The 21,671-nt window shown below is 71.7% G+C and carries 25 protein-coding genes; 18 read left to right on the top strand and 7 right to left on the bottom strand.

The window, feature by feature from the left end:
* Positions 1-10: 10 nt before the first annotated feature.
* The 3 genes from OHA17_RS16095 to OHA17_RS16085 all read left to right on the top strand — a co-directional run bounded on the left by OHA17_RS16095 (position 11) and on the right by OHA17_RS16085 (position 2,053).
* Positions 11-1,246: an alpha/beta fold hydrolase gene (locus tag OHA17_RS16095; protein ID WP_406507235.1), complete on the top strand. Its 1,236-nt coding sequence runs from the start codon at positions 11-13 to the stop codon at positions 1,244-1,246.
* A complete protein-coding gene (tsaE, locus tag OHA17_RS16090) occupies positions 1,215-1,724 on the top strand; it encodes a tRNA (adenosine(37)-N6)-threonylcarbamoyltransferase complex ATPase subunit type 1 TsaE (RefSeq protein WP_398875681.1) in 510 nt (169 codons plus the stop codon). Before OHA17_RS16095 ends, tsaE begins: the two co-directional genes overlap by 32 nt.
* 152 nt (positions 1,725-1,876) lie before the next feature.
* Positions 1,877-2,053, top strand: a complete 177-nt coding sequence (locus OHA17_RS16085; RefSeq protein WP_398875680.1) for a hypothetical protein — start codon at positions 1,877-1,879, stop codon at positions 2,051-2,053.
* A 36-nt stretch (positions 2,054-2,089) separates the two neighbouring features.
* Here OHA17_RS16085 and OHA17_RS16080 read toward each other — a convergent pair whose 3' ends face one another.
* Complete coding sequence (locus OHA17_RS16080) at positions 2,090-2,638, bottom strand: hypothetical protein (protein WP_406510734.1); 549 nt, start codon at positions 2,636-2,638, stop codon at positions 2,090-2,092.
* Positions 2,639-2,783: 145 nt separating this feature from the next.
* On the opposite strand from OHA17_RS16080, the gene tsaB reads away from it, so the two are divergent.
* The 7 genes from tsaB (at position 2,784) to OHA17_RS16045 (ending at position 9,190) form a co-directional block, all read left to right on the top strand.
* The gene (gene tsaB, locus OHA17_RS16075) at positions 2,784-3,437 is read left to right on the top strand and encodes a tRNA (adenosine(37)-N6)-threonylcarbamoyltransferase complex dimerization subunit type 1 TsaB (RefSeq protein ID WP_406507234.1); all 654 of its coding nucleotides are present in this window, start codon (positions 2,784-2,786) and stop codon (positions 3,435-3,437) included.
* Positions 3,438-3,457: 20 nt separating this feature from the next.
* On the top strand, positions 3,458-3,931 hold the full coding sequence (gene rimI, locus OHA17_RS16070; protein WP_199827022.1) for a ribosomal protein S18-alanine N-acetyltransferase: 474 nt from the start codon (positions 3,458-3,460) through the stop codon (positions 3,929-3,931).
* Positions 3,931-5,034, top strand: a complete 1,104-nt coding sequence (gene tsaD, locus OHA17_RS16065; RefSeq protein ID WP_053727643.1) for a tRNA (adenosine(37)-N6)-threonylcarbamoyltransferase complex transferase subunit TsaD — start codon at positions 3,931-3,933, stop codon at positions 5,032-5,034. The genes rimI and tsaD overlap by 1 nt, the downstream gene beginning before the upstream one ends.
* Complete coding sequence (locus OHA17_RS16060; RefSeq protein ID WP_406507233.1) at positions 5,031-5,282, top strand: hypothetical protein; 252 nt, start codon at positions 5,031-5,033, stop codon at positions 5,280-5,282. The genes tsaD and OHA17_RS16060 overlap by 4 nt, the downstream gene beginning before the upstream one ends.
* A gap of 113 nt (positions 5,283-5,395) precedes the next feature.
* Complete coding sequence (locus tag OHA17_RS16055) at positions 5,396-6,238, top strand: polysaccharide deacetylase family protein (protein ID WP_406507232.1); 843 nt, start codon at positions 5,396-5,398, stop codon at positions 6,236-6,238.
* A 259-nt stretch (positions 6,239-6,497) separates the two neighbouring features.
* On the top strand, positions 6,498-8,666 hold the full coding sequence (gene helR / locus OHA17_RS16050; RefSeq protein ID WP_406507231.1) for an RNA polymerase recycling motor ATPase HelR: 2,169 nt from the start codon (positions 6,498-6,500) through the stop codon (positions 8,664-8,666).
* A gap of 167 nt (positions 8,667-8,833) precedes the next feature.
* Positions 8,834-9,190 (top strand): YciI family protein, encoded by a 357-nt coding sequence (locus OHA17_RS16045; protein ID WP_398875674.1) that lies wholly within the window; start codon positions 8,834-8,836, stop codon positions 9,188-9,190.
* Here OHA17_RS16045 and OHA17_RS16040 read toward each other — a convergent pair.
* A protein-coding gene (locus OHA17_RS16040) for an IS5 family transposase (RefSeq protein WP_406510733.1) occupies positions 9,187-10,130 on the bottom strand; the annotation gives its coding sequence in 2 pieces (ribosomal slippage) (positions 9,187-9,747 and positions 9,750-10,130; 942 coding nt in all). The two genes, OHA17_RS16045 and OHA17_RS16040, sit on opposite strands and share 4 nt — an antisense overlap.
* A gap of 276 nt (positions 10,131-10,406) precedes the next feature.
* Here OHA17_RS16040 and OHA17_RS16035 point away from each other — a divergent pair.
* The 5 genes from OHA17_RS16035 to OHA17_RS16015 all read left to right on the top strand — a co-directional run bounded on the left by OHA17_RS16035 (position 10,407) and on the right by OHA17_RS16015 (position 13,006).
* Positions 10,407-10,883, top strand: a complete 477-nt coding sequence (locus OHA17_RS16035) for a VOC family protein (RefSeq protein ID WP_406507230.1) — start codon at positions 10,407-10,409, stop codon at positions 10,881-10,883.
* A gap of 4 nt (positions 10,884-10,887) precedes the next feature.
* Positions 10,888-11,169, top strand: a complete 282-nt coding sequence (locus OHA17_RS16030) for a DUF1905 domain-containing protein (protein WP_406507229.1) — start codon at positions 10,888-10,890, stop codon at positions 11,167-11,169.
* A 78-nt stretch (positions 11,170-11,247) separates the two neighbouring features.
* Positions 11,248-11,862, top strand: coding sequence for an HD domain-containing protein (locus tag OHA17_RS16025; RefSeq protein WP_406507228.1), 615 nt, complete (start codon positions 11,248-11,250; stop codon positions 11,860-11,862).
* A 90-nt stretch (positions 11,863-11,952) separates the two neighbouring features.
* Positions 11,953-12,573: a hypothetical protein gene (locus tag OHA17_RS16020; protein ID WP_053727649.1), complete on the top strand. Its 621-nt coding sequence runs from the start codon at positions 11,953-11,955 to the stop codon at positions 12,571-12,573.
* 67 nt (positions 12,574-12,640) lie between these two features.
* A complete protein-coding gene (locus tag OHA17_RS16015; protein WP_398875670.1) occupies positions 12,641-13,006 on the top strand; it encodes a hypothetical protein in 366 nt (121 codons plus the stop codon).
* A 292-nt stretch (positions 13,007-13,298) separates the two neighbouring features.
* On the opposite strand, the gene OHA17_RS16010 is transcribed toward OHA17_RS16015, so the two are convergent.
* The gene (locus OHA17_RS16010) at positions 13,299-14,501 is read right to left on the bottom strand and encodes a THUMP-like domain-containing protein (RefSeq protein WP_406507227.1); all 1,203 of its coding nucleotides are present in this window, start codon (positions 14,499-14,501) and stop codon (positions 13,299-13,301) included.
* A 113-nt stretch (positions 14,502-14,614) separates the two neighbouring features.
* On the opposite strand from OHA17_RS16010, the gene OHA17_RS16005 reads away from it, so the two are divergent.
* On the top strand, positions 14,615-15,520 hold the full coding sequence (locus OHA17_RS16005; RefSeq protein ID WP_406507226.1) for a polysaccharide deacetylase family protein: 906 nt from the start codon (positions 14,615-14,617) through the stop codon (positions 15,518-15,520).
* A 19-nt stretch (positions 15,521-15,539) separates the two neighbouring features.
* Positions 15,540-16,376 (top strand): polysaccharide deacetylase family protein, encoded by an 837-nt coding sequence (locus tag OHA17_RS16000; protein ID WP_406507225.1) that lies wholly within the window; start codon positions 15,540-15,542, stop codon positions 16,374-16,376.
* On the opposite strand, the gene OHA17_RS15995 is transcribed toward OHA17_RS16000, so the two are convergent.
* The 4 genes from OHA17_RS15995 to OHA17_RS15980 all read right to left on the bottom strand — a co-directional run bounded on the left by OHA17_RS15995 (position 16,367) and on the right by OHA17_RS15980 (position 21,126).
* Complete coding sequence (locus OHA17_RS15995; protein WP_406507224.1) at positions 16,367-17,797, bottom strand: FtsW/RodA/SpoVE family cell cycle protein; 1,431 nt, start codon at positions 17,795-17,797, stop codon at positions 16,367-16,369. The genes OHA17_RS16000 and OHA17_RS15995 overlap by 10 nt on opposite strands.
* Complete coding sequence (locus tag OHA17_RS15990; RefSeq protein WP_406507223.1) at positions 17,785-18,981, bottom strand: LCP family protein; 1,197 nt, start codon at positions 18,979-18,981, stop codon at positions 17,785-17,787. The genes OHA17_RS15995 and OHA17_RS15990 overlap by 13 nt, the downstream gene beginning before the upstream one ends.
* A 110-nt stretch (positions 18,982-19,091) precedes the next feature.
* Positions 19,092-20,417, bottom strand: a complete 1,326-nt coding sequence (locus tag OHA17_RS15985; RefSeq protein ID WP_406507222.1) for a sensor histidine kinase — start codon at positions 20,415-20,417, stop codon at positions 19,092-19,094.
* Between the two features lie 19 nt (positions 20,418-20,436).
* A complete protein-coding gene (locus OHA17_RS15980; protein ID WP_398875664.1) occupies positions 20,437-21,126 on the bottom strand; it encodes a response regulator transcription factor in 690 nt (229 codons plus the stop codon).
* A 233-nt stretch (positions 21,127-21,359) separates the two neighbouring features.
* On the opposite strand from OHA17_RS15980, the gene groES reads away from it, so the two are divergent.
* The gene (gene groES, locus OHA17_RS15975; protein ID WP_053727656.1) at positions 21,360-21,668 is read left to right on the top strand and encodes a co-chaperone GroES; all 309 of its coding nucleotides are present in this window, start codon (positions 21,360-21,362) and stop codon (positions 21,666-21,668) included.
* Positions 21,669-21,671: the final 3 nt, after the last annotated feature.

The following is a 21,671-nucleotide window of genomic DNA, read 5'->3' as shown; positions in this document are numbered from 1 at the left end:
GAGCGGCACGGTGAGCGAGAGCAGCACGGGGGACGCCGTCGTATCCGCGGTCCAGGATGCCCAGTCCGCGGTGGGGAACTGGCGTCTTGCCGGGATCGCGGGCGCAGCGGTGGGCGTGGTCGCGGCGGGCGCCGCGGCAGGGGTCGCCATAGAGCGGCTCACCGTCGGCCGCGGCATGCGCAGAAAGGCGCGGCTCGCGCTCGACGCGTCCGGGCCCTACGGATCGCTGCGGGGCATGCCCGGCAGGGCGGTCGCCGACGACGGCACGGTCCTCTACTACGAGACCGACGAGGTCGAGCCCGAGGCGGGCGCCAACGGCTCGCGCAAGCGCCGGCTGTTCGGGCGCAAGGTGCCGGCCCCGGTCACCGTGGTGTTCTCGCACGGCTACTGCCTCAGCCAGGACTCCTGGCACTTCCAGCGGGCCGCCCTGCGCGGAGTGCTGCGCACCGTGCACTGGGACCAGCGCAGCCACGGCCGCTCGGACCGCGGCAAGGCCCAGCGCGACGGCGTCCCGGTCGACATCGACCAGCTCGGCCGCGACCTGAAGGCCGTCATCGACGCGGCCGCACCGCAGGGCCCGCTCGTCCTGGTGGGCCATTCCATGGGCGGCATGACGATCATGGCCCTGGCCGACCAGTACCCCGAACTGATCCGGGACCGGGTGGTCGGCGTCGGCTTCGTCGGTACGTCCTCGGGCAAGCTCGGCGAGGTCAACTACGGCCTTCCGGTGGCCGGGGTCAACGCGGTGCGCCGGGTGCTGCCGGGCGTGCTCAAGGCGCTGGGCTCGCAGGCCGAGCTGGTGGAGCGGGGGCGGCGGGCGACGGCCGACCTGTTCGCGGGCATGATCAAGCGCTACTCGTTCTCCTCCAAGGACGTCGACCCGGCGGTGGCCCGGTTCGCCGAGCGGATGATCGAGAGCACCCCCATCGACGTCGTCGCGGAGTTCTACCCGGCCTTCTCCGAGCACGACAAGACGGTGGCCCTGGCGATCTTCGCGGAGGTCCCCGTCCTGGTCCTGGCCGGCGACCGCGACCTGGTCACGCCCAGCTCGCACAGCGAGGCCATCGCCGATCTGCTGCCCGACGCGGAGCTGGTCATCGTGCCGGACGGCGGGCACCTGGTGATGCTGGAGCACCCCGAGACGGTCACCGACCGCCTCGCGGACCTCCTGGCCCGGGTCGGCGCGGTGCCGCAGGCCGCTAACGTTGGGACGTATGGAAGCACCGCACAGCAGCCCGGCGGCTGACGCCGGCACCCGCCTGACCCTCAACTCCCCTTCCGAAATGCAGGAGTTGGGCCGCCGCATCGCCAAACTGCTCCGCCCCGGCGACCTCGTGATGCTCACCGGGGAGCTCGGCGCCGGCAAGACGACCCTCACCCGCGGCCTCGGCGAGGGCCTCGGCGTGCGCGGCGCCGTGACGTCCCCCACCTTCGTCATCGCCCGCGTCCACCCGTCGCTGACCGGCGGGCCCGCCCTGGTGCACGTGGACGCGTACCGGCTCGGCGGCGGGCTCGACGAGATGGAGGACCTCGACCTCGACGTGTCGCTGCCCGAGTCCGTGGTGGTCGTCGAGTGGGGCGAGGGCAAGGTCGAGGAGCTGTCCGACGACCGGCTCCAGGTCCTGATCGACCGCGTCGTGGGCGAGACGGACGACGACCGCAGGATCGTCACGGTCACCGGAATCGGGCCCCGCTGGACCGGCGCCGGGGTGGAGGGTCTCTGAGGCCGCGGCCGGGTGCGGCTGGAGGGGGCCGTACATTCCGACAAGACGTCGGCAAAGTGTTGCGCCGGTCGCACCGGGCATGGTCACATGGAGACAGAGACCTGGTTAGGTCTACCTAACCGCGCCTTCTTCCGCAGCCCCAGGAGGCCGCCATGACCGTGCCGGAACGCGAAGCGAAGCCGCAGGCCCCGCGGGGCGTCCCGGTGCCGCTCGGGGTGTCGATACACGATCTGCTCGCTTCGTGCGCCGCGGCCACCGCCGTCTCGACCCCGCCGCGCGAGAGCGCCCCGGCGGCCGACGAGGGTGACGCGCACAAGGACGCCGCTTAGTCCTATCGGGTGTTCGTCGGGTGCGGCACCGGCTCTTTACGGGACGACGACGACCTTCGAGTTGCGGGTCGCGAACGTCCACATCGCGTTGCCGTCCGCCCGCGTCATGCGGATCCCGCCGGCCTTCTTGTCCGTCTTGGGGCTCGTCATCGAGCCGTCCACCGCCGAGCTGAAGCCGATCGTCACGTTCTCGGTGATGGCGAACCGCACGACGTGCTCGACCATCACCCCGTCCGAGCCGGTGATCTTGCCGCCGGTGCGCGAGAGCACGGAGTAGGTGCCGGGCTTCGGGTTGATGGTGGACGGTACGACCGCGAAGGTCCTGGGCGTCTTCGTCACCCCTACCAGCCACACCCGCTTCGCGCCGAGCGCGTACACGACACGGACACCGGTACCGGAGTTCGCCGGCACCGTGAGGTCGGGCTTGTTGGCGGGGGAGCCGGCGGGGGGCGCGTTCGACGGCGTGCCGGACGGGGACGCGCTGGTGCCGGGGGCCGCGAGCGCGGCCCGCGGGGGCGCGCTCGCCGAGGCCTGGTAGGCGAGGAAGCCGACCACCGCGAGAGCGGCCGCGGTCAGCCCGGCCACGAACCCCGTGCTGCTCCTTGCCACCTGGGCTTCCCCTTTCGTACGTACGTGCATGCCTACGGTCATACCTGCGGCTGACGGTAGCAGTAGGTGACGGCTTGGGCAGGACGCCGTGCCCCCGCCGCCGTGGTCGTAGGCTGTTCGCGTGCTCTTGCTCGCCGTTGATACCGCCACCCCCGCCGTCACCGTCGCCCTGCACGACGGGACCGCCGTCGTCGCCGAGTCCAGTCAGGTCGACGCCCGCAGGCACGGGGAGCTCCTGCTGCCCGCCGTCGACCGGGTGCTCGCCGAGGCCGGCCTGAAACTCGACGCCGTGACGGACCTGGTCGTCGGCGTGGGCCCCGGCCCCTACACCGGCCTCCGCGTCGGCCTGGTCACCGCCGCGACCTTCGGCTCGGTGCTCGGCGTCCCCGTCCACGGCCTGTGCACCCTGGACGGCCTCGCCTACGCCTCGGGCATCGAGGGCCCCTTCGCGGTGGCGACGGACGCCCGCCGCAAGGAGGTCTACTGGGCCACGTACGACGACTTCCGTACGCGCGCGGGTGAGCCCGGCGTCGACCGGCCCGCCGACATCGCGGACGAGCTGAGCGGCCTGCCCGTCGTCGGCGCGGGCGCCCTGCTCTACCCGGACTCCTTCCCCGACGCGCGCGGCCCCGAGTACCAGTCGGCGGCAGCGCTCGCCGCCCTCGCCGCCGAGAAGCTCGCCGAGGGCTCGGCCTTCCTGCCGCCGACGCCGCTGTACCTGCGCCGCCCGGACGCGCAGGTGCCCAAGAACTACAAGGTGGTCACCCCCAAGTGACCCAGGCCGTGCTACGCGAGATGCGCTGGTGGGACATCGCGCCCGTACTCGACCTCGAACACGAACTGTTCCCCGAGGACGCCTGGTCGGCGGGGATGTTCTGGTCCGAGCTCGCGCACGCGCGCGGGCCCGGCGCCACCCGCCACTACGTGGTCGCCGAGGACCCGCAGGGGCGGCTCGTGGGGTACGCCGGGCTCGCCGCGGCCGGCGGCCTCGCCGACGTGCAGACCATCGCCGCCGCCCGCGACCAGTGGGGCACCGGGCTCGGCGCCCGCCTCCTGACCGATCTGCTCAAGCACGCCACCGCCTTCGAGTGCGACGAGGTCCTGCTCGAAGTGCGCGTGGACAACACCCGGGCCCAGAAGCTCTACGAGCGCTTCGGCTTCGAGCCCATCGGCTTCAGACGCGGCTACTACCAGCCGGGCAACGTCGACGCGCTCGTGATGCGGCTGAACGTCCAGGAACACGTCCAAGGAACAGAAGAGACTGACTGATGGCTGACGAACCGCTCGTACTGGGCATCGAGACCTCCTGCGACGAGACCGGCGTCGGCATCGTGCGCGGTACGACGCTGCTCGCCGACGCCATCGCCTCCAGCGTGGACACGCACGCCCGGTTCGGCGGCGTGGTCCCCGAGTTCGCGTCGCGGGCCCACCTCGAAGCGATGGTGCCGACCATCGAGCGCGCCCTGAAGACCGCCGGGATCTCCGCGAAGGACCTCGACGGCATCGCGGTCACCGCGGGCCCCGGCCTCGCGGGCGCGCTGCTCGTCGGCGTCTCGGCCGCCAAGGCGTACGCGTACGCTCTGAACAAGCCGCTGTACGGGGTCAACCACCTCGCCTCGCACATCTGCGTCGACCAGCTGGAGCACGGGCCGCTGCCCGAGCCGACGATGGCGCTGCTCGTCTCCGGCGGCCACTCCTCGCTGTTGCTCGCCCCCGACATCACCGCCGACGTCCGCCCCATGGGCGCCACCATCGACGACGCGGCGGGCGAGGCCTTCGACAAGATCGCCCGGGTCCTCGACCTCGGTTTCCCCGGCGGCCCGGTCATCGACCGGCTCGCCAAGGAGGGCGACCCGAAGGCGATCGCGTTCCCGCGCGGCCTGACCGGCTCGCGCGACCCGGCGTACGACTTCTCCTTCTCCGGCCTGAAGACCGCCGTGGCCCGCTGGATCGAGGCCAAGCGCAACGCCGGCGAGGAGGTCCCGGTGCGCGACGTCGCCGCGTCCTTCCAGGAGGCCGTGGTGGACGTGCTGACCCGCAAGGCCGTACGGGCCTGCAAGGACGAGGGCGTCGACCACCTGATGATCGGCGGCGGCGTCGCCGCCAACTCCCGGCTCCGCGCGCTCGCCCAGGAGCGCTGCGAGCGGGCCGGGATCCGGCTGCGCGTGCCGCGGCCCGGCCTGTGCACGGACAACGGCGCGATGGTCGCGGCCCTCGGCGCGGAGATGGTGGCCCGCAACCGGCCCGCCTCCGACCTCGACCTCTCGGCGGACTCCTCGCTGCCGGTGACCGAGCCGCACGTACCGGGCGAGGCGCACGCGCACTCCCACGACCACGTGCACGAGGTCAGCAAGAAGAACCTGTACTCATGACCGTCGCGCTGATGTGGGAGGCCCGGGCCGCCGAGGGCCGCGGCGCCGAGCTCCTCGCCTGGGTGCGGGAGCGGGGTGTGGCCGGTTCGCCGCTGCGCCGCGAGGTGCTGCGCGCGCCCGGCGACCGAGTCCTCGTGATCACCTGGTGGGACGCTCCCTACGAGGCCGAACTGCCCGAACTCCCGGAGCCCGACGGGGAGTTGGTGGCCAGGCCGGTGCACCGCTGGCGCTTCGAGTCGGTCGGCTGAGCCGGCCGCCCCGGGCGGCACGTGCCGCTTCCTGATCGTTCGAGGCAACCTCGCAACCGTTTTCGGCATCAATCTATGAGCAGGTGATGGCCGAAACGGACGGGTAATTGAACATGGGCTGGCTCGTGCGCAAGAAGGCGGTCGGTGCGGCCGTCTTCGGACTTCTGATGGTCGCGGGCTGCTCGTCGGGCGGTGGATCGGGCAGCACGCCCTCCGCGTCCGCGCCGCCCGCGAAGGACGGCGGTACGGCGTCCCCGAGTGCGGACACGGCCGGAACCGAGGCCGCGTACCGCAAGTGGGGGCTCAAGCCGTTCGCGGCGCCGCCCGCGCCCCCGGCCGAGAAGCCGGTGAAGGCGAAGCCCGGCGAGGTGCCGGTGGTGAGCGACATCCCCACCAAGGACAAGATCGTCTTCGTGACGTTCGACGACGGGGCCGAGAAGGACCCCAAGTTCGTCGAGATGATGAAGGACCTGAAGGTCCCCTTCACGATGTTCCTGACCGACGACATCATCCGCAACGACTACGGGTACTTCAAACCGCTCCAGGAGCTCGGCAACTCCATCGAGAACCACACGCTCTCGCACCCCAACCTGCGCACGCTGGGCGAGGCCGCGCAGAAGAACGAGATATGCACCCAGGAGAAGAAGCTGGGCAAGGAGTACGGCAAGGCGCCCCGGCTCTTCCGGCCCCCGTACGGCAACTGGAACGAGAACACCCGGACCGCCGCCAAGTCCTGCGACCTCCAGGCGATCGTGCTGTGGCGCGAGTCGATGCAGATCACGAACATGCAGTACCAGCGCGGTGACAAGAAGCTGCACCCGGGCGACATCATCCTGGCGCACTTCCGCGGCCCCAAGGAGCTCAAGGGCACGTCCATGACGGAGATGACCGCGAACATGCTCCGCCACATCCAGGAACAGGGCTTCACGGTGGCCCGCCTGGAGGACTACGTCTAGGACCACCGGGGCTCGTGGCCGACGCCGCGTCCATCGGCACGCGCCACACCATCCATCAGCGAACAGCACGCCGCGTCCATCAGCGAACAGCACAAAAGAAGAAGGCAAGGAGTAATTACTCTCCCTGCCACTCTCAAGATATAGCGCACCGGGGGGCTTGCGGCAAGGCCCCCATCGTGCCGCACAATCTCTCGCCTAGGTCCCCTACCTGCGGAAACGGGAGATTCACTCAGTGCGTGTGCTGTGCGGAGCTGATGGCATGGACAACCTGACCACGAGCGCCTTCGACCTTCCCGACCGCCTTGCCGCCAAGGCCGATCCGACCCTGATCGGCGACGACGAGCGGCACTTCGCCGCCATCGCGGAGAGCCTTGAGCAGACGATCGCCGAGCTGTCCGACCGCCTCGACACCCTGCGCAAGGCGCCCGGCGGCGTCGGCCGGGCCGTGATGGACCGGGACGTCGAGGTCCACCACGTGACCGGCCGCCTTCGCGCGCTGCGCCGCTTCGGCCTCGACCTGTGCCTGGGCCGCATCGTCGGCGCGGACGACTCCGAACCCCTCTACATCGGACGGCTCGGCCTCACCGACAGCGAGGGCCGCCGGCTGCTGCTCGACTGGCGTTCCCCCGCGGCCGAGCCGTTCTTCGCGGCCACCCACGCCGAGCCGATGGGCCTGGCGAGCCGCCGCCGCTACCGCTGGACCCGCGGCCGGATCAGCGACTACTGGGACGAGGTGTTCAGCGCCGACGGGCTCGAAGGGCACGCGGCCCTCGACGACCAGTCCGCGTTCATCGCGAGCCTCGGCACCAACCGCTCGGCCCGGATGCGCGACGTGCTCTCCACCATCCAGTCCGACCAGGACGCCATCATCCGGGCGGGCTCGCGCGGCGCCCTCGTCGTCGACGGCGGCCCCGGTACGGGCAAGACCGTCGTCGCCCTGCACCGCTCCGCCTACCTGCTGTACTCCGACCCGCGCCTGGGCCACCGCCGCGGCGGCGTCCTGTTCGTCGGCCCGCACCGGCCGTACCTGGACTACGTCGCCGACGTCCTGCCCAGCCTCGGCGAGGAGGGCGTGCAGACCTGCATCCTGCGGGACCTCGTCGCAGAGGGGGCAGCGGCGAAGGACGAGAGCGACCCGGACGTGGCCCGCCTGAAGTCGTCCGCCGACATGGTGCAGGCGATCGAGACGGCCGTCCGGTTCTACGAGGACCCGCCCACCCGGGGCATGACCGTCACGACCCCCTGGTCCGACGTCCGGCTGACCGCCGACGACTGGGCCGAGGCGTTCGACGCGCCGGGCCCTGGCACCCCGCACAACGAGGGCCGCGAGCTGGTCCGGGAGGCGCTGGTCTCGATCCTGTTCGACAAGCACGACGGCGACGACGTCACGCCCGAGGAGTTCCGCAAAGCGGTGCTCCAGGACCGGGAGCTGGCCGAGACCCTCAACGGCGCGTGGCCGCTGCTTGACGCGGCCGATGTCGTCGGCGACCTGTGGTCGGTGCCCGCCTACCTGCGGATGTGCGCGCCCTGGCTCGCCCCCGACGACGTACGCAGGCTGCGGCGCGCGGACGCCAAGGCCTGGACCGTGTCCGACCTGCCGCTCCTGGACGCGGCGCGGCTGCGGCTCGGCGACCGGGAGGCGGAACGGCGCAAGCGGCAGCACGACGCCGTGGTCGCCGCCGAACGCGAGCGCATGGCCGGCGTCATCGACGAGATCATCTCGGCCTCCAACTTCAACTCGGCCGGCGACGAGAGCGAAGGCGCGCTGCGCATGCTGCGCGGGAAGGACCTCCAGGACACCCTGATCGACGAGAGCGCCCTGCCCACCGCCGAACCGGACGTCCTGGCCGGACCGTTCGCGCACATCGTCGTCGACGAGGCCCAGGAACTGACCGACGCGGAATGGCAGATGCTGCTCCTTCGCTGCCCGTCCCGCAGCTTCACCATCGTCGGGGACCGCGCGCAGGCCCGGCACGGGTTCACCGAGTCGTGGCAGGAACGCCTGGAGCGGATCGGGCTCGACCGGAACGACGTGGCCTCGCTCAGCATCAACTACCGCACGCCGGAAGAGGTCATGGCCGAGGCCGAGCCGGTCATCCGGGCCGCGCTTCCGGACGCCAACGTGCCGACGTCCATCCGCAGCAGCGGCGTCCCGGTGGTCCACGGATCCGTCGCGGACCTCGACCCGGTCCTGGAGAACTGGCTCGCCGAGCATGCCGACGGGATCGCCTGCGTCATCGGGGCGCCCGGCTTCCGGGCCATGTCCCGGGTCCGGTCACTGACGCCGGAGCTGTCGAAGGGGCTCGAATTCGACCTGGTGGTGCTCGTCGACCCGGCGGAGTTCGGCGAGGGCATCGAGGGGGCGGTCGACCGCTATGTGGCGATGACCCGGGCGACCCAGCAGCTCGTCATTCTGACCAGCGCCTGACTGGCTTCTGACCGGCTTCCGACCGGCTCCGGAAAAAAATCCGGCGGACTTCCGGGACGGTGTCGATCGGGCCGTCTCCCGTTCGACGTATGAGTGAGAGGCGGGGAAACCATCCCCGCCCCGCACGGAACCCGCGGAAACGGGATCCACGGACAACGGAGACGATCATGCCGCGCTATCTGACGATGGTCCGCATCGACGAGAACAACGCCCCCGCGGGCGGCCCCAGCCCCGAGCTCATGGAGCGGATGGGCAACCTGATCGAGGAGATGACCAAGGCCGGGGTCCTGCTCGACACCGCCGGGCTCACCCCCACCGCCGAAGGCACCCGGGTCCGCTGGAACGGCGGCCAACTGACCGTCACCGACGGCCCGTTCACCGAGTCCAAGGAGGTCGTGGGCGGTTACGCGATCATCCAGGCCAAGGACAAGGCCGAGGCGATCGAGTGGGCCAAGCGCTTCCTCCAGGTCCACGAGAAGGAGTGGGACGTCACCTCGGAGGTGCGGGAGATCGCCGAGGGCTAGGGCGTTTCTGACGGCTCTTGAACGGTGTCGCGGAGCCAGATGGCGATCGCCGTGACGGTCAGGGTGCCGTTGAAGATGTAGTCGCGCTTGTCGTACCTGCTGGCGACCGCGCGGAACTGCTTCCATTTGCTGACGCACCGCTCGGCGGCACTGCGGCGGCGGTACTGGGCCTTGTCGAAGGCCGGGGGCCGGCCGCCGGCCCGGCCTCGCCGGCGACGGTGTTCACGCTGGTCGTCGGGCTGCGCGATGGTGGCTTTGATGTGCCGCCGCCGCAGGTAGGCGCGGGTGTCGCGGCTGGAGTACGCCTTGTCGCCACGCAATCGGTCCGGACGGCTGCGCGGACGGCCTGGCCCGCGCCGCCCGATCCGTAGTTTCTCCAGCACCGGGACGAGCATGGGGTTGTCGCCCCGCTGGCCGGGCGAGGTCAGCCAGACCAGCGGTCGGGCACGGTCGTCTGCCAGCAGATGGACCTTGCAGGTCAGTCCGCCCCGTGAGCGCCCCAACGCCTCACGCCCATCGGTGTCCACACGCGTACCGCCCCCTTTTGCGGGAAGTCGCGCGGGGGCCGGTGCCGGGCCCCGGCCGCGTGCTGATGTGCCCGGCAGGACGCGGAGTCAATGTTCACCGCCCACTCCGCCTCCCGGCCCGCGGACCGGGCCAGGACCCCGTCCGGGTCGGCCGCATCAGCCTCGATCTGAAGCTCGGCCAGGACCTGCTGCCAGGTACCGTCCGCCGACCAGCGGCGATGCCGCTCATACACGGTCTGCCAAGGCCCGTACCGCTCAGGCAAGTCCGGCCACGGCACCCCCGTACGGGCCCGGAACAGCACCCCGTTGATCACCCTTCGGTGATCCGCCCACTGCCCACCCGGGCCGCCGTTCACCGGCAGCAACGGCTCGATCTTCGACCACTGCGCATGAGTCAGTTCATGGCGTCGCACCATACGACGCGCATGCCCAGCACCAGAGCTGATCCACCCAACCCAGCAAGAGCCATCAGAAACGACCTAGGGCCAAGTCCTGTCCGGCGCGGCCGGGGCCTCGGCCCCGGCCCCTCGGGAAATGTTGCCGCCCGGCGGCCGCGGTGCTCTGCTGGTACGGCCGGGCCGCGAGGGGGCGGCGATTTTCCGGGCCGTACGGCGATGAGATTCGCGCGCGGGGCCGGTCTGCCTGTTGATGCCGCCCGTAGGGGCCGGGCAACACCAAGGAGGCCGAGGATGTCCGCGAAGCTCACTCAGAAGATCACCACCTTCCTCTGGTTCGACAGCCAGGCAGAGGAAGCCGCCCACCACTACATCTCCGTCTTCGGCGGCGACTCGAAGATCGTGGCGATCACCCACTACTCCGCGTCGACGCCGGGCGAGCCGGGCTCGGTCATGACGGTCGACTTCCAGCTCGCGGGCCAGAGGTTCACCGCGCTCAACGGCGGCCCGCAGTTCTCCTTCACCGAGGCGATCTCGCTCTCGGTGGCCTGCGAAAGCCAGGAGGAGATCGACACGTTCTGGACGAAGCTCTCCGACGGCGGCGAAGAGGGGCCGTGCGGCTGGCTGAAGGACAAGTACGGCCTGTCCTGGCAGATCGTCCCCGCCGAACTGCCCGAGCTGCTCGGCCAGGGCGCGGAGAAGTCCGACCGGGTCATGGCGGCGGTCATGGGCATGAAGAAGCTCGACCTCCAGGCGCTGCGGGACGCGTGACGCGATGCCCGCGCGGCTGGACCGGGAATTCACCGCCAGGCTGGTCAAGAGCCCGGAGCGAGGCGGCTGGACGTACGTCGTCTGGCCCGGTTCCGCTGAGTTCTTCGGCACCCGGGGCCTGGTGAAGGTCCGCGGCACTGTCGACGGCCATCCGTTCCGGAGCTCGTTCATGGCCCTGGGCGACGGCACCCACAAACTCCCTGTGAAGGCCGAGGTGCGCAAGGCGATCGGCAAGCAGGAGGGTGACACCGTGACCGTACGTCTGGAGGAGCGTCTCGACGGTTGAGACCCCCGCCCGCACCCGCTTCACCTGCGGCTTACCCTGAGGGCGTCGCGGGTGCGGGGCCCGTGCGGGGAGGGGATCATGACCGGGTTCAGCACACGGATCGCCGGGGTGCCCATGCCGGGAGGCCGGGCCTGCGAAGCCGCGCGGACGGTGTGTGCCGAGTACGCCGACGAGGCGCTGTACCACCACTCCGTACGGGCCTACGTCTTCGGCGCCGCGTACGCGCAGGAGCGTCAACTGGCCTTCGATGCCGAGCTGTTGTACGTCTCCGCGCTGCTGCACGACCTCGCGCTGACCGACCCCTTCGACAGCCACCGGCTGGCCTTCGAGGAGGCCGGCGGCCACCTCGCCCGGGTGTTCACGGCCGGGCTCGGCTGGGACGCGGCGCGGCGGGACCGGGCGGCCGAGATCATCGTGCTGCACATGCGGGACGACGTCCCCGCGGAGCAGGACGTGGAGAGCCACCTTCTCCAGATCGGCACGACCGCCGACGTGTCCGGCGGCACCCTCGACGCGTTCGGCACGGAGTTCCGGGCCGAGCTGCTGCGGGAGTATCCGCGGGTGGGGTTCGGTGCGGCCCTCGTCGGGCTGTTCCGGGACCAGGCGGCGCGCAAGCCGGACTGCGCGGCGGCCGGTCTGGTGACGGGCGACTGGCCGGACCGCGTCGCGGCGAACCCGCTCGAACGAGGCTGAAGCCCGAGGGGGCCGCATACCGGCCAACTGTTGTGAACATGACGCGGGGTGGGGTCCGGCCTCGGCGCCGCCCCCGATAATCTCTGGCGCATGTCGCCCCGTTCGCCGCTTCCGCCCTCGCCGCCCCCGGTCGAGATACGCGCCTGGCCCGACCGCAACGCACTGCTCGCCGACCGGGCGCGGGTCCTGGAGGCGCTGGTCAAGGGGTACTTGGGGGTGGGGCGGCTCGGGCTGCACTGGCTGTGGGCGGCGCTCTTCGCGCTCGGCTGGTCGCTGGTCGGCACCGCGCTCACCTCGCTCACCGACGTCCTCACCGCGATCGTCGGCGGGGTGTTCCTGCTGCTCGGCCTCGGCGTGATGATCCCGACCGGGCTCGCCGTCGGGTTCGGGCTGCGCAAGGACCGCCGGATCCGTGAACTCCTGCGCCAGTGGGCCGAGTTGGACCGCGATCCCGTGCTCGACCGGAACCTGCGCAGGCCCGGCCTGAGCCTGGCCTGGCTGGTTCCCTCGGTGCTGCTGTGCGCGGGCGGCCTCGCCGTGTGCCTGGTGCTGCCCGCGACCGCCGACCCGGGCCACGACACGTACGCGCTCGTCGTCTACGGCATGGGGCTCGGCCTCATCTGCTGGCTGACCGGCCTGGTCGGCGTCGTGAAGGCGGCCGCGCACCGGCGCTGGGTGCTCCGCTCCCTGGGCCCCGGGGCATCGCGCTGACCCCGGGCCTATCCTTGGGGTGCCGCAGCACGATGCGGTGACACATCCCGGGGGAAGGACGGTCGCAATGGCCTGGTACTGGTGGATTCTGATCGTTTTCTGGATGGGCGGGTTCGGCTGGGCGATAGACAACGCCCGGACCGCGCTGCGCACCCGGCACGAGCGCAAGATGGAGCGGCTTGAGGCGGCCAAGCAGGAACGCCTCGCCGTGGAGGCCGCGCACAAGGCGCCGGAACCGGTGTGCGGGTGCACGCACCACTTGGCCAAGCACGACAAGGCGGGCAAGTGCCATGAGCGGGTTGAGGTTCCGGTCGCCTGGGACGAGAACAAGAAGCCGCTCCGCTTCGAGTCGGCCCAGTGCAACTGCCAGCAGTACGTGGGGCCCCAGCCCCTGTCCCAGGTCTATGCGGACGAACTGACCGACCTCAACTAGGCGTTGGGCGGGGCGGGTTGATGCGGTGCGGCTGGGCTGTGGCGTGCTGCGCAGTTCCCCGCGCCCCTGAACCCGCTTTCGGACTCGGGCCGTGCGTGGCTGGTCGCGCCCACGCGGCGGAGCCGCACATGTCACAGTCCCCGCGCCCCTAGCAGCGTCGATGCTGGCAGGGTCGAGCATCTTTAGCCCGTCCGGCGTTTGAGGACGAGCGCCTTTTAAGCGCGAACGGGGTCTGGGGCGGAGCCCCAGGGACGACCACCGGGCCGCAGCCGGATGACAACCCCCGGAGGGTTTAGGGGAGGGGCGGGGTGGGGCGTGGCACAGGCCTCCCGATCAGCATCGTCGGCGCCCCCGCCACCCTCGTCAGGAAGACCGTCGCCGCATTCGGCCCCGAGGGCTTCACCTTGCGCCGCACCTCCTCCGGCTCCACCGCCGACCCCCGCTTCTTCACCGTCAGCACCCCCACCCCCCGCTCCCGCAACAACGCCTTCAACTTCTTCATGTTGAACGGGAGTTGGTCGGTGATCTCGTACGCCGAGGTGTACGGGGACACGTACGGCTCGTCGCTCGTCACGTACGCGATCGTCTCGTCGATCAGACGGCCCCCGCACCGCTCGACGATCTCGGCGACCAGGTGCGCACGGATGACCGCGCCGTCCGGCTCGTACAGGTAGCGGCCGACCGGGCCCACCGGCGGCGCGGCGAGCGGGGCCGAAGTCCACAGCGCGGCGGCCGCCGGCAGCACGGTGGCGCGGAAGGCGCCCGGGGTCACCCCGGTGCCGAACCACAGGACCGCTTCCTTCACGTCGCCCCCGTCCGAGATCCACTCCGCCTCGGCCTGCGGCGGGATCGCCTCGTGCGGGATGCCGGGCGCGATCTTCAGCGCGGCGAAGGGGGCCCCGAGGGCCGCCGAAATCGCCCACGAGAGCGGGGGCGAGTACGCCTCCGGGTCGAAGATGCGGCCGCGGCCGCCTCGCCTCGCCGGGTCCACGAAGACCGCGTCGTACGGCGTCGTGTCGATGTCCGTCACATCCGCGCAGCGCACCTCGATCAGGTCCGCGAGGCCCAGCGCCTCGGCGTTGGCGCGGGCCACCGCCGCCGTCAGGGGGTCGCGGTCGACCGCGAGCACCGAGATCCCGGCCCGCGCGAGGGCCAGCGCGTCGCCGCCGATGCCGCAGCACAGGTCCGCCACGCTGCGTACGCCGTGGGCGGCGAAGGCCTCCGCGCGGTGGGTGGCGACCGAGGTGCGGGTCGACTGCTCGACGCCGTTCGGCGTGAAGAACATCCGGTGGGCGTCCGCCGCGCCGAACTTCGCCACCGCCCGCTGCCGCAGCCGCGCCTGCCCGAGCGCCGCCGACACCAGGCCCGCGTCGTGCTCGCGGCGCAGCCGGGTGGCGACCGCCAGCTCCTGGGAGGGGTCGTAATCCCGCAGCGACGCGAGCAGGGCGCGGCCCTCGTCGGTGAGCAGGAGGGAGAAGGTGTCGAGGTCGTTCACCCCGTCATTGTCGTCCAGCCGCCGCCCCGCTGTGGGCCAGGCGGGCGATGGTGCGGCCGCCGGCGGCGGTGTCGTACGGGTCGCGGGGCCCTCGCCTGACAGGATGCGGCGCCATGCAACTAGTACGACAAAAGGGAAAATCCCGGACGAAGATCGTCTGTCTCGTCCTCGGGCTCGGCGCCGCGCTGCTCGCCTCCGGCTGCGCCGCCGAGGACGGCGGGACCGGCCGCCCCGGCGCCGAGGCCGCCAAGAAGGGCCCCGCCGAAGCCCTCTCCGGCTACTCCGACCAGCTCAAGCAGGCCGAGACGGCCCGGCTCGCGGCCGTCAAGAAGTGGGGGCTCGCCAAGCCGCCGCTGCTCGCGCCCCCGCCGCCGAACGTCAAGCCGAGGATCACCAACCGCCCCGGCTTCGAGACGGACGGCGGCGACTCGCTGCCGCCGGTCTTCACCACCGTCCCCACCAAGGACCGGATCGTCTTCCTGACGATCGACGACGGCGCCGAGAAGGACCCCACCTTCCTGAAGATGATGCAGGAACTCCGCATCCCCTACAGCGCGTTCCTCAGCGACTACCTGGTCAAGGACGACCACGAGTACTTCAAGAAGATGCAGGGCCTCGGGGCCACCCTCAACAACCACACCCTCAACCACCGCTACATGCCCGCGCTCTCCTACGACGAGCAGCGGCACGAGATCTGCGACCAGCAGGACAAGATCGGCCAGTGGGCGGGCGTGCGGCCCCGGCTGTTCCGGCCGCCGTACGGCAACTACAACGAGGACACCCTCAAGGCCGCCCAGTCCTGCGGCATCAAGGCCGCGCCGCTGTGGGCCGCCGAGGCCTTCACCGACCACATGGAATGGCGCGAGTGGGACCGCGACCTGCACTCCGGCGACATCATCCTGACCCACTTCCGCGGCCGCCAGGACTGGAACGGCACCATGCCCGACATGATCCGGCAGGTGATGAAGGTGATCACCGACAAGGGATACGCCGTGGCCCGTCTGGAGGACTACGTGTGACCGGTCCCGGGGAGCCGCGGTGAAGCGCGCGCACCGGCTCCGGGCCGCTCTGGCCGGGCTGCTCGCCGCCGGTGCGCTGCTCGTCCCACTGGCCGGATGTACCGAGCCGACCGCGCCCGCCGCCCCGTTCGAGCGGCTCGGGCGCCGGGCCGCGCGGAAGGTGGTGCCGCGCGCCGGACCCGACGCGCGGGTGGTCGCCGCCCGGCGCTGGGGCCTGGCCGCGCCGCTGGAGCCGGCCCCGCGCCCGCCCGCCGCCCGCCCGGCCCTGCCCTACGTCGTCGACCGGGTCCCGCTGCACGGCGCGAAGGTGGTCTTCCTGACCTTCGACGACGGGCCCGGCACCGACCCCGGCTTCCCCCGCATGGTCCGCGACCTCAAGCTGCCGGTCGCCCTGTTCCTCACCGACAGCGTGGCCGCGTCCGGCTACGACCGCGTCGAGACCCTGCGCGCCCTCGGCGCCGGCGTGCACAACCACACCCTGGACCACCCCGACCTGCGCACCCTGGACGACGCCGCCCAGCGCGCAGAGATCTGCGGCCAGCGGGACCGGCTCGCCGCCCGGTTCGGGGCCCGCCCGCGCCTGTTCCGGCCGCCGTACGGCGCCTATGACGCGAGCACCCTGCGGGCCGCGAAGGAGTGCGGGGTCACCGCGGTCGTCCTTGCCCGGGCCACGATGGCGGCCGACGGCCTGCAGTACGCCGAGGGCGCCCACCACCTGTTGCCCGGGGACATCGTGCGGGCCCACCTGCCGGAGCCCGGCGAGAGCGGCGTCAGCGCGACCCGGCTGACCGCGCGGCTGCTCGACGAGGTCCAGGCGCAGGGATTCGCGGTGGGGCGGCTTGAGGACTACCTCTGAGCGCCTGCCCTCAACGGGTCCAGTTCCAGCTCCAACTCCCGTTCGGGCGCGGCCAGTTGGGCCTCCCGCTGGCGTTCGCCGCTGTCGCTGATCCGGATGAGCAGCGCGATCATCAGCCAGTTCGCGACCAGCGACGAGCCGCCCTTGGCGAGGAACGGCAGCGCCTTGCCGGTCAGCGGGATCAGGCCGGTCACCCCGCCCGCGACCACGAACACCTGGAGCGCGAGGGCCGCCGCGAGACCGGCGGCGAGCAGCTTGCCGAAGCCGTCGTGCGCGGCGAGCGCGGCGCGCAGGCCCCGCTGCACGAGGAGCGCGTACAGGGCGAGGACCGCCATCATCCCGGCCAGGCCGAGCTCCTCGCCGACTGTGGTCAGGATGAAGTCGCTGCGGCCCGCGAAGCCCACGAGTTCGGGGTGGCCGCGGCCGAGGCCGGTGCCGGTCATGCCGCCGCTGCCGAAGCTGAACAGGGCCTGGGCCGCCTGGTCGGAGATGAGGCCCGGCGGGCGTTCGGAGGGCGGCAGATAGATGTCGAAGGGGTGCAGCCAGGCGACGATACGGCCCTTGACGTGCGGCTCGGTCGAGCCGACGACGAACGCCCCGACCGCCGCCATCACGATGCCGGTCAGGATCCAGCTGGTGCGCTGGGTGGCGACGTACAGCATCACCACGAACAGGCCGAAGAAGATCAGCGAGGTGCCGAGGTCGCGCTCGAAGACCAGGACGAGCAGGCTCACCACCCAGATGGTCAGGATGGGTGCGAGCTGGCGGCCGGGCGGCAGCCGGACCCCGAGCACCTTGCGGCCGGTGAGCGCGAGCGAGTCCTTGTGGACGACGAGGTAGCCCGCGAAGAACACCGCGATCATGATCTTGACGAATTCGCCGGGCTGCAGCGAGAACGGACCGATGAAGATCCAGCGCTTGGCGCCGTAGGTGTCGCCTGGGAAGAACGCGGGGGCCATGAGCAGCACGAGCGCCGCGGCCATGCAGAGGTAGATGTAGCGCTGGAGGCGGCGGTGGTCGCGCAGCACGGCCAGGGTGGCGAGCGCGACCGCGAAGCCGATGACCGTCCAGATGAGCTGGCCCGAGGCGGTGGCCTCCGCCTTGAACTTGTGCGCGTACGTGGGGTCGAGCCGGTAGAGCAGCACCAGGCCGAGGCCCGACAGGAGCAGGGCGAGCGGCAGGATCAACGGGTCGGCGTACGCGGCGTACCGGCGCACCGTGAGATGCCCGGCGAGCGCGATCAGCGCCATGCTGATCGCGAACTCGTAGGTGGCGCGCGGGAGTTGGCCCGTCATGGCCATCGCGGCCGCCGCGTGGCCGAACGTGGTCACGGCGACGACGAGCAGCAGGAGCAGCGCCTCGGAGCGGCGGCGCCGGGCCGCGACGGGACCTGGGCCGCCGGCCCGGATCAGTCGACGCACGGGATGCCGCCGCCGTCGATGACCGGGGGCGAGGGCGCCGGGGGCGCCTTGCTCGGAGCCGGCGCCGGGGAGCCCTCGGGAGCGGTGGGCGGCGTCGAATGAACCGGATTGGTCTGTTCTGCGACTATCTGCTGGATCTTCACCGGATCGACGATATTGACGTCTTCGCCCCGGTGTTTGGCGAATCGCTCGATCGGAAGTGTCGTGAATGCCACATTCCCGCCCGATACGTTCTTGGCCTGCTTGAGGAACGACATCAGGTCCCAGCCCTTGTCGGTGACGAGGTCCTGCTTGGCCACGTTCAGCAGGTTGAGCAGGCGGACCGGGTCGGTGAAGGTGCCGGCCGAGGCGAGCTTCTGCGTCGCCGAGGCGAGGAACGCCTGCTGGCGGCGCGTACGGTCCAGGTCGCCGCCGTCGAGCCCGTGCCGCTGCCGCACGAACGCGAGGGACTGCTGCCCGTTCAGGGTCTGCTTCCCGGCCGGGAAGTCGGCGCCCGAGTACTTGTCCTTCACGGGATGCTTCAGACAGACCGTCACCCCGTCCAGGGCGTCGGCCAGGTGGTAGAATCCGGCGAGATTGACCTCGGCGAAGTGGTCGATGGGCACGCCGAGGAAGTTGCGCACGGTCTCGATCTCGGCCCGGCGGCCCGCCTCGCGGCCCGCCGTCTCCAGCCTGCCCCGGTCGGTGACGCCCTGCGCGGCCAGCTTCTCCTCGGTGCGGGCCTTCTCCAGGCCGTACGCCTTCTTGATCTTGTCCTGGCCGTGCCCCGGTATGTCGACCAGGTCGTCGCGGGGCACCGAGAACGCCTTCGCCTTGCTGCCGTCGGCCGGCACGTGCAGGAGGATCAGGGTGTTGGTGTTGTAGCCGCCGATGTCGGAACTGCCCGCGTGCAGCTTGTCGAGGACCTCGGGCGGCAGGTCGTCGCCGTTCTGGTCCTTGCGGCTGTCCAGGCCCATCAGCAGGATGTTGGTGTCCCCGCCCACGGACTTCGGCGCGTTGTCGCCGAGCGCGTGCGAGGTGCCGATGCTCCCGGCCAGATCGCGGTACAGGTACCAGCCGCCGGCCAGCGCGCACAGCACCAGGACGACGGCGGCAAGGGCGAGCGCGCGCACCAGGCGCATCGGGCCGGAACGCTTCCTGCGGCGGCGGTTGATCGGGCTGCGGCTCATTCGACGGTGGCTCACGCCGACCGATCCTGGGCCGCCGGCGCTGAAGGAAACCTGAGAGTCCTGAAGACGCCTTCAGGAACCCGTCGCTTTCAGGGACCCGTTGCTCTTGTCGGGAACCCGTTGCTTCAGGGGCGCCCCGGCAGCCGCACCGTGAACGTCGCGCCCGGGCCCGCCCCCGCCGACAGCTCCCCGCCGTGTGCCCGCGCGATCTCGCGGGCGATCGCGAGCCCGAGCCCGGTGCCGCCGCTCTCCCGGGCGCGGGCGGCGTCCAGGCGTACGAAGCGCTCGAAGATCCGCGACCGGTCGGCGGCCGGGATGCCGGGCCCGTCGTCCGCGACTTCGAGGATCGCGTCCGCACCCTCCCGGGCGGCCCGCACCCGCACTTCGGTACGGGCGTGCCGCACCGCGTTGTCGACCAGGTTGGCCAGCATCCGCTCCAGCTGCGCCGGGTCGCCGCGCACCGGCACGGGAGCGTCCGCGAGCAGCTCGACCGGGACCCGGGCGGCCCGCCTGCGCGCGGTGTCCTCGGCCGCGAGCAGCGTCAGGTCGACCGGCTCGGCCAGGGGCTGCGGGTGGGCGTCGAGACGGGCCAGGAGCAGCAGGTCGGCGGCGATCCGCTGGAGCCGCTCGGTGTCGTCGAGCGCGGCCCGCACCGAGGCCAAGTCCGGTGCGGCGAGGGCGACTTCGAGCCGGGAGCGGACCGCGGCGATCGGGTTGCGCAGCTCGTGCGAGGCGTCGGCGACGAACTCGCGCTGGCGGACGTGGGCCTGTTCGAGCCGGTCGAGGGTGGCGTTCACGGTCCGGGCGAGCAGCGCGATCTCGTCGGCGCCGCCGGGGTCGGGGACCCGCCGGTCCAGTTCGCTGGAGCTGACCTCGGCGAGCTCGGTGCGGATCGAGGTCACCGGGCGCAGCGCGAGCCCGGTGCCGGCCCAGGCGATGGCGGCGGCGAGCGCGATCAGCGGCGGGGCACTGGCGAGCAGGGCCCACCCGATGGCGCCGGTCGCGTCGTCGACGTCGCTGAGCACGGTCATCCCGTACACATAGCTCGCGGGGCCGCCGGGAATCTGGGCGCGTACGACGACGGCGACCTCGTGACGGCCCGCGTCGTTCAGGAGCCGCGAGGCCGAGTCCTGGCCGTCCGGCGGGCGCAGCTCGGCCAACTCCCCGGCGGCGCCGGTCTCCTGGCTCGCGGCGGTCACCCGGCCCCGCTCGTCGAGCACGAGGACGAGGTCGACGCCGTCGTCCGGCGGCGGCAGCTGCGCGCGTACGGTCCCGGTGTCGACCTGGGCGGCGACCTTGCGGGCGGCCAGCTCGGTGCGGCCGGTGGTGTTGTCGAGGAGGTTGGAGCGCAGCACGACGTAGAGCCAGATCCCGCCCGCGGCGAGCAGCAGCGCCATCGCGAGGGCGGCGGCCGCGGCGACCTTCCCGCGCACGGTCCGGGGCAGGAGCAATTTCATGAGCTTCGGCGGCTCAGCCCCCATCGGGCGCCATCCGGTAACCGACCCCGTGCACGGTCAGGATCGATCGACGGCCGAACGGAGAATCGATCTTCTTCCTGAGCGAAGAGACATAGACCTCGACGATGTTCGGATCGATCCCGCCGTCCGGTCCCGCGGTGCTGTCCCAGACCTCGTCGAGGATGTGCTGCTTGGCGACGGCCTGGCCCGGCTCGGCCATCAGGCAGGCGAGGACCGCCAGCTCGCGGGCGGTGAGCTCGATCTCCCGCTCGCCGCGCCGACAGCGCCGGGCGGCCGTGTCGAGGGTGAGGTCGCCGGCCTGGAGGGTGTCCTGGCGCGCGGCTCCCGCCCGCCGGCCGAGCGCCCGGAGGCGGGCGAGCAGCACCACGAACGAGAACGGCTTGGTCAGATAGTCGTCGGCCCCCGAGTCGAGCCCGTCGGCCTCGTCGTACTCGCCGTCCTTGGCGGTCAGCATCAGGACGGGGGTGAGGTCGCCGAGCCGCCGCATCCGCCGGCAGATCTCGTAGCCGCTGAGCCCGGGCAGCATCAGGTCGAGCACGACCGCGTCGTACCCGCCGGTGAGCGCGAGGTCGAGCCCGCGGTGGCCGTCGTGCGCGAGGTCGACCCAGTGCCCCTCGGCGGAGATGCCCCGACGCAGCGAGTCGGCGAGCCCGGTTTCGTCCTCGACGACCAGAATGCGCATGCCGTCCAGGGTCACACAGGTGGCCGGGGGCCCGGGAAGCGTCCGCCGCGACGGTGGCAGATTGGCACTCCGCTTGACCGAGTGCTAATCACCGTCCTAGTCTCGCTTCTGGCACTCCCCACCGGAGAGTGCCAAGTAGCGACGGGCAGGTCCGGCACCCGCGACGACGGATCCACCTGGTCGCCACCCCAGACAGTTAACCCCGTGAGATCTCCGAAGGGGGAGACCGGATCGTGACGACCGCCAGCTCCAAGGTTGCCATCAAGCCGCTTGAGGACCGCATTGTGGTCCAGCCGCTCGACGCCGAGCAGACCACGGCCTCCGGCCTGGTCATTCCGGACACCGCCAAGGAGAAGCCCCAGGAGGGCGTCGTCCTGGCCGTGGGTCCGGGCCGCTTCGAGAACGGCGAGCGCCTCCCGCTCGACGTCAGCACCGGCGACATCGTGCTGTACAGCAAGTACGGCGGCACCGAGGTGAAGTACAACGGCGAGGAGTACCTCGTCCTCTCGGCCCGCGACGTGCTCGCGATCATCGAGAAGTAATTC

The organism is Streptomyces sp. NBC_00212, from assembly GCF_045206365.1.
Classification (GTDB): Bacteria; Actinomycetota; Actinomycetes; order Streptomycetales; family Streptomycetaceae; genus Streptomyces.
This window is presented reverse-complemented; position numbering and strand designations above follow the sequence as displayed.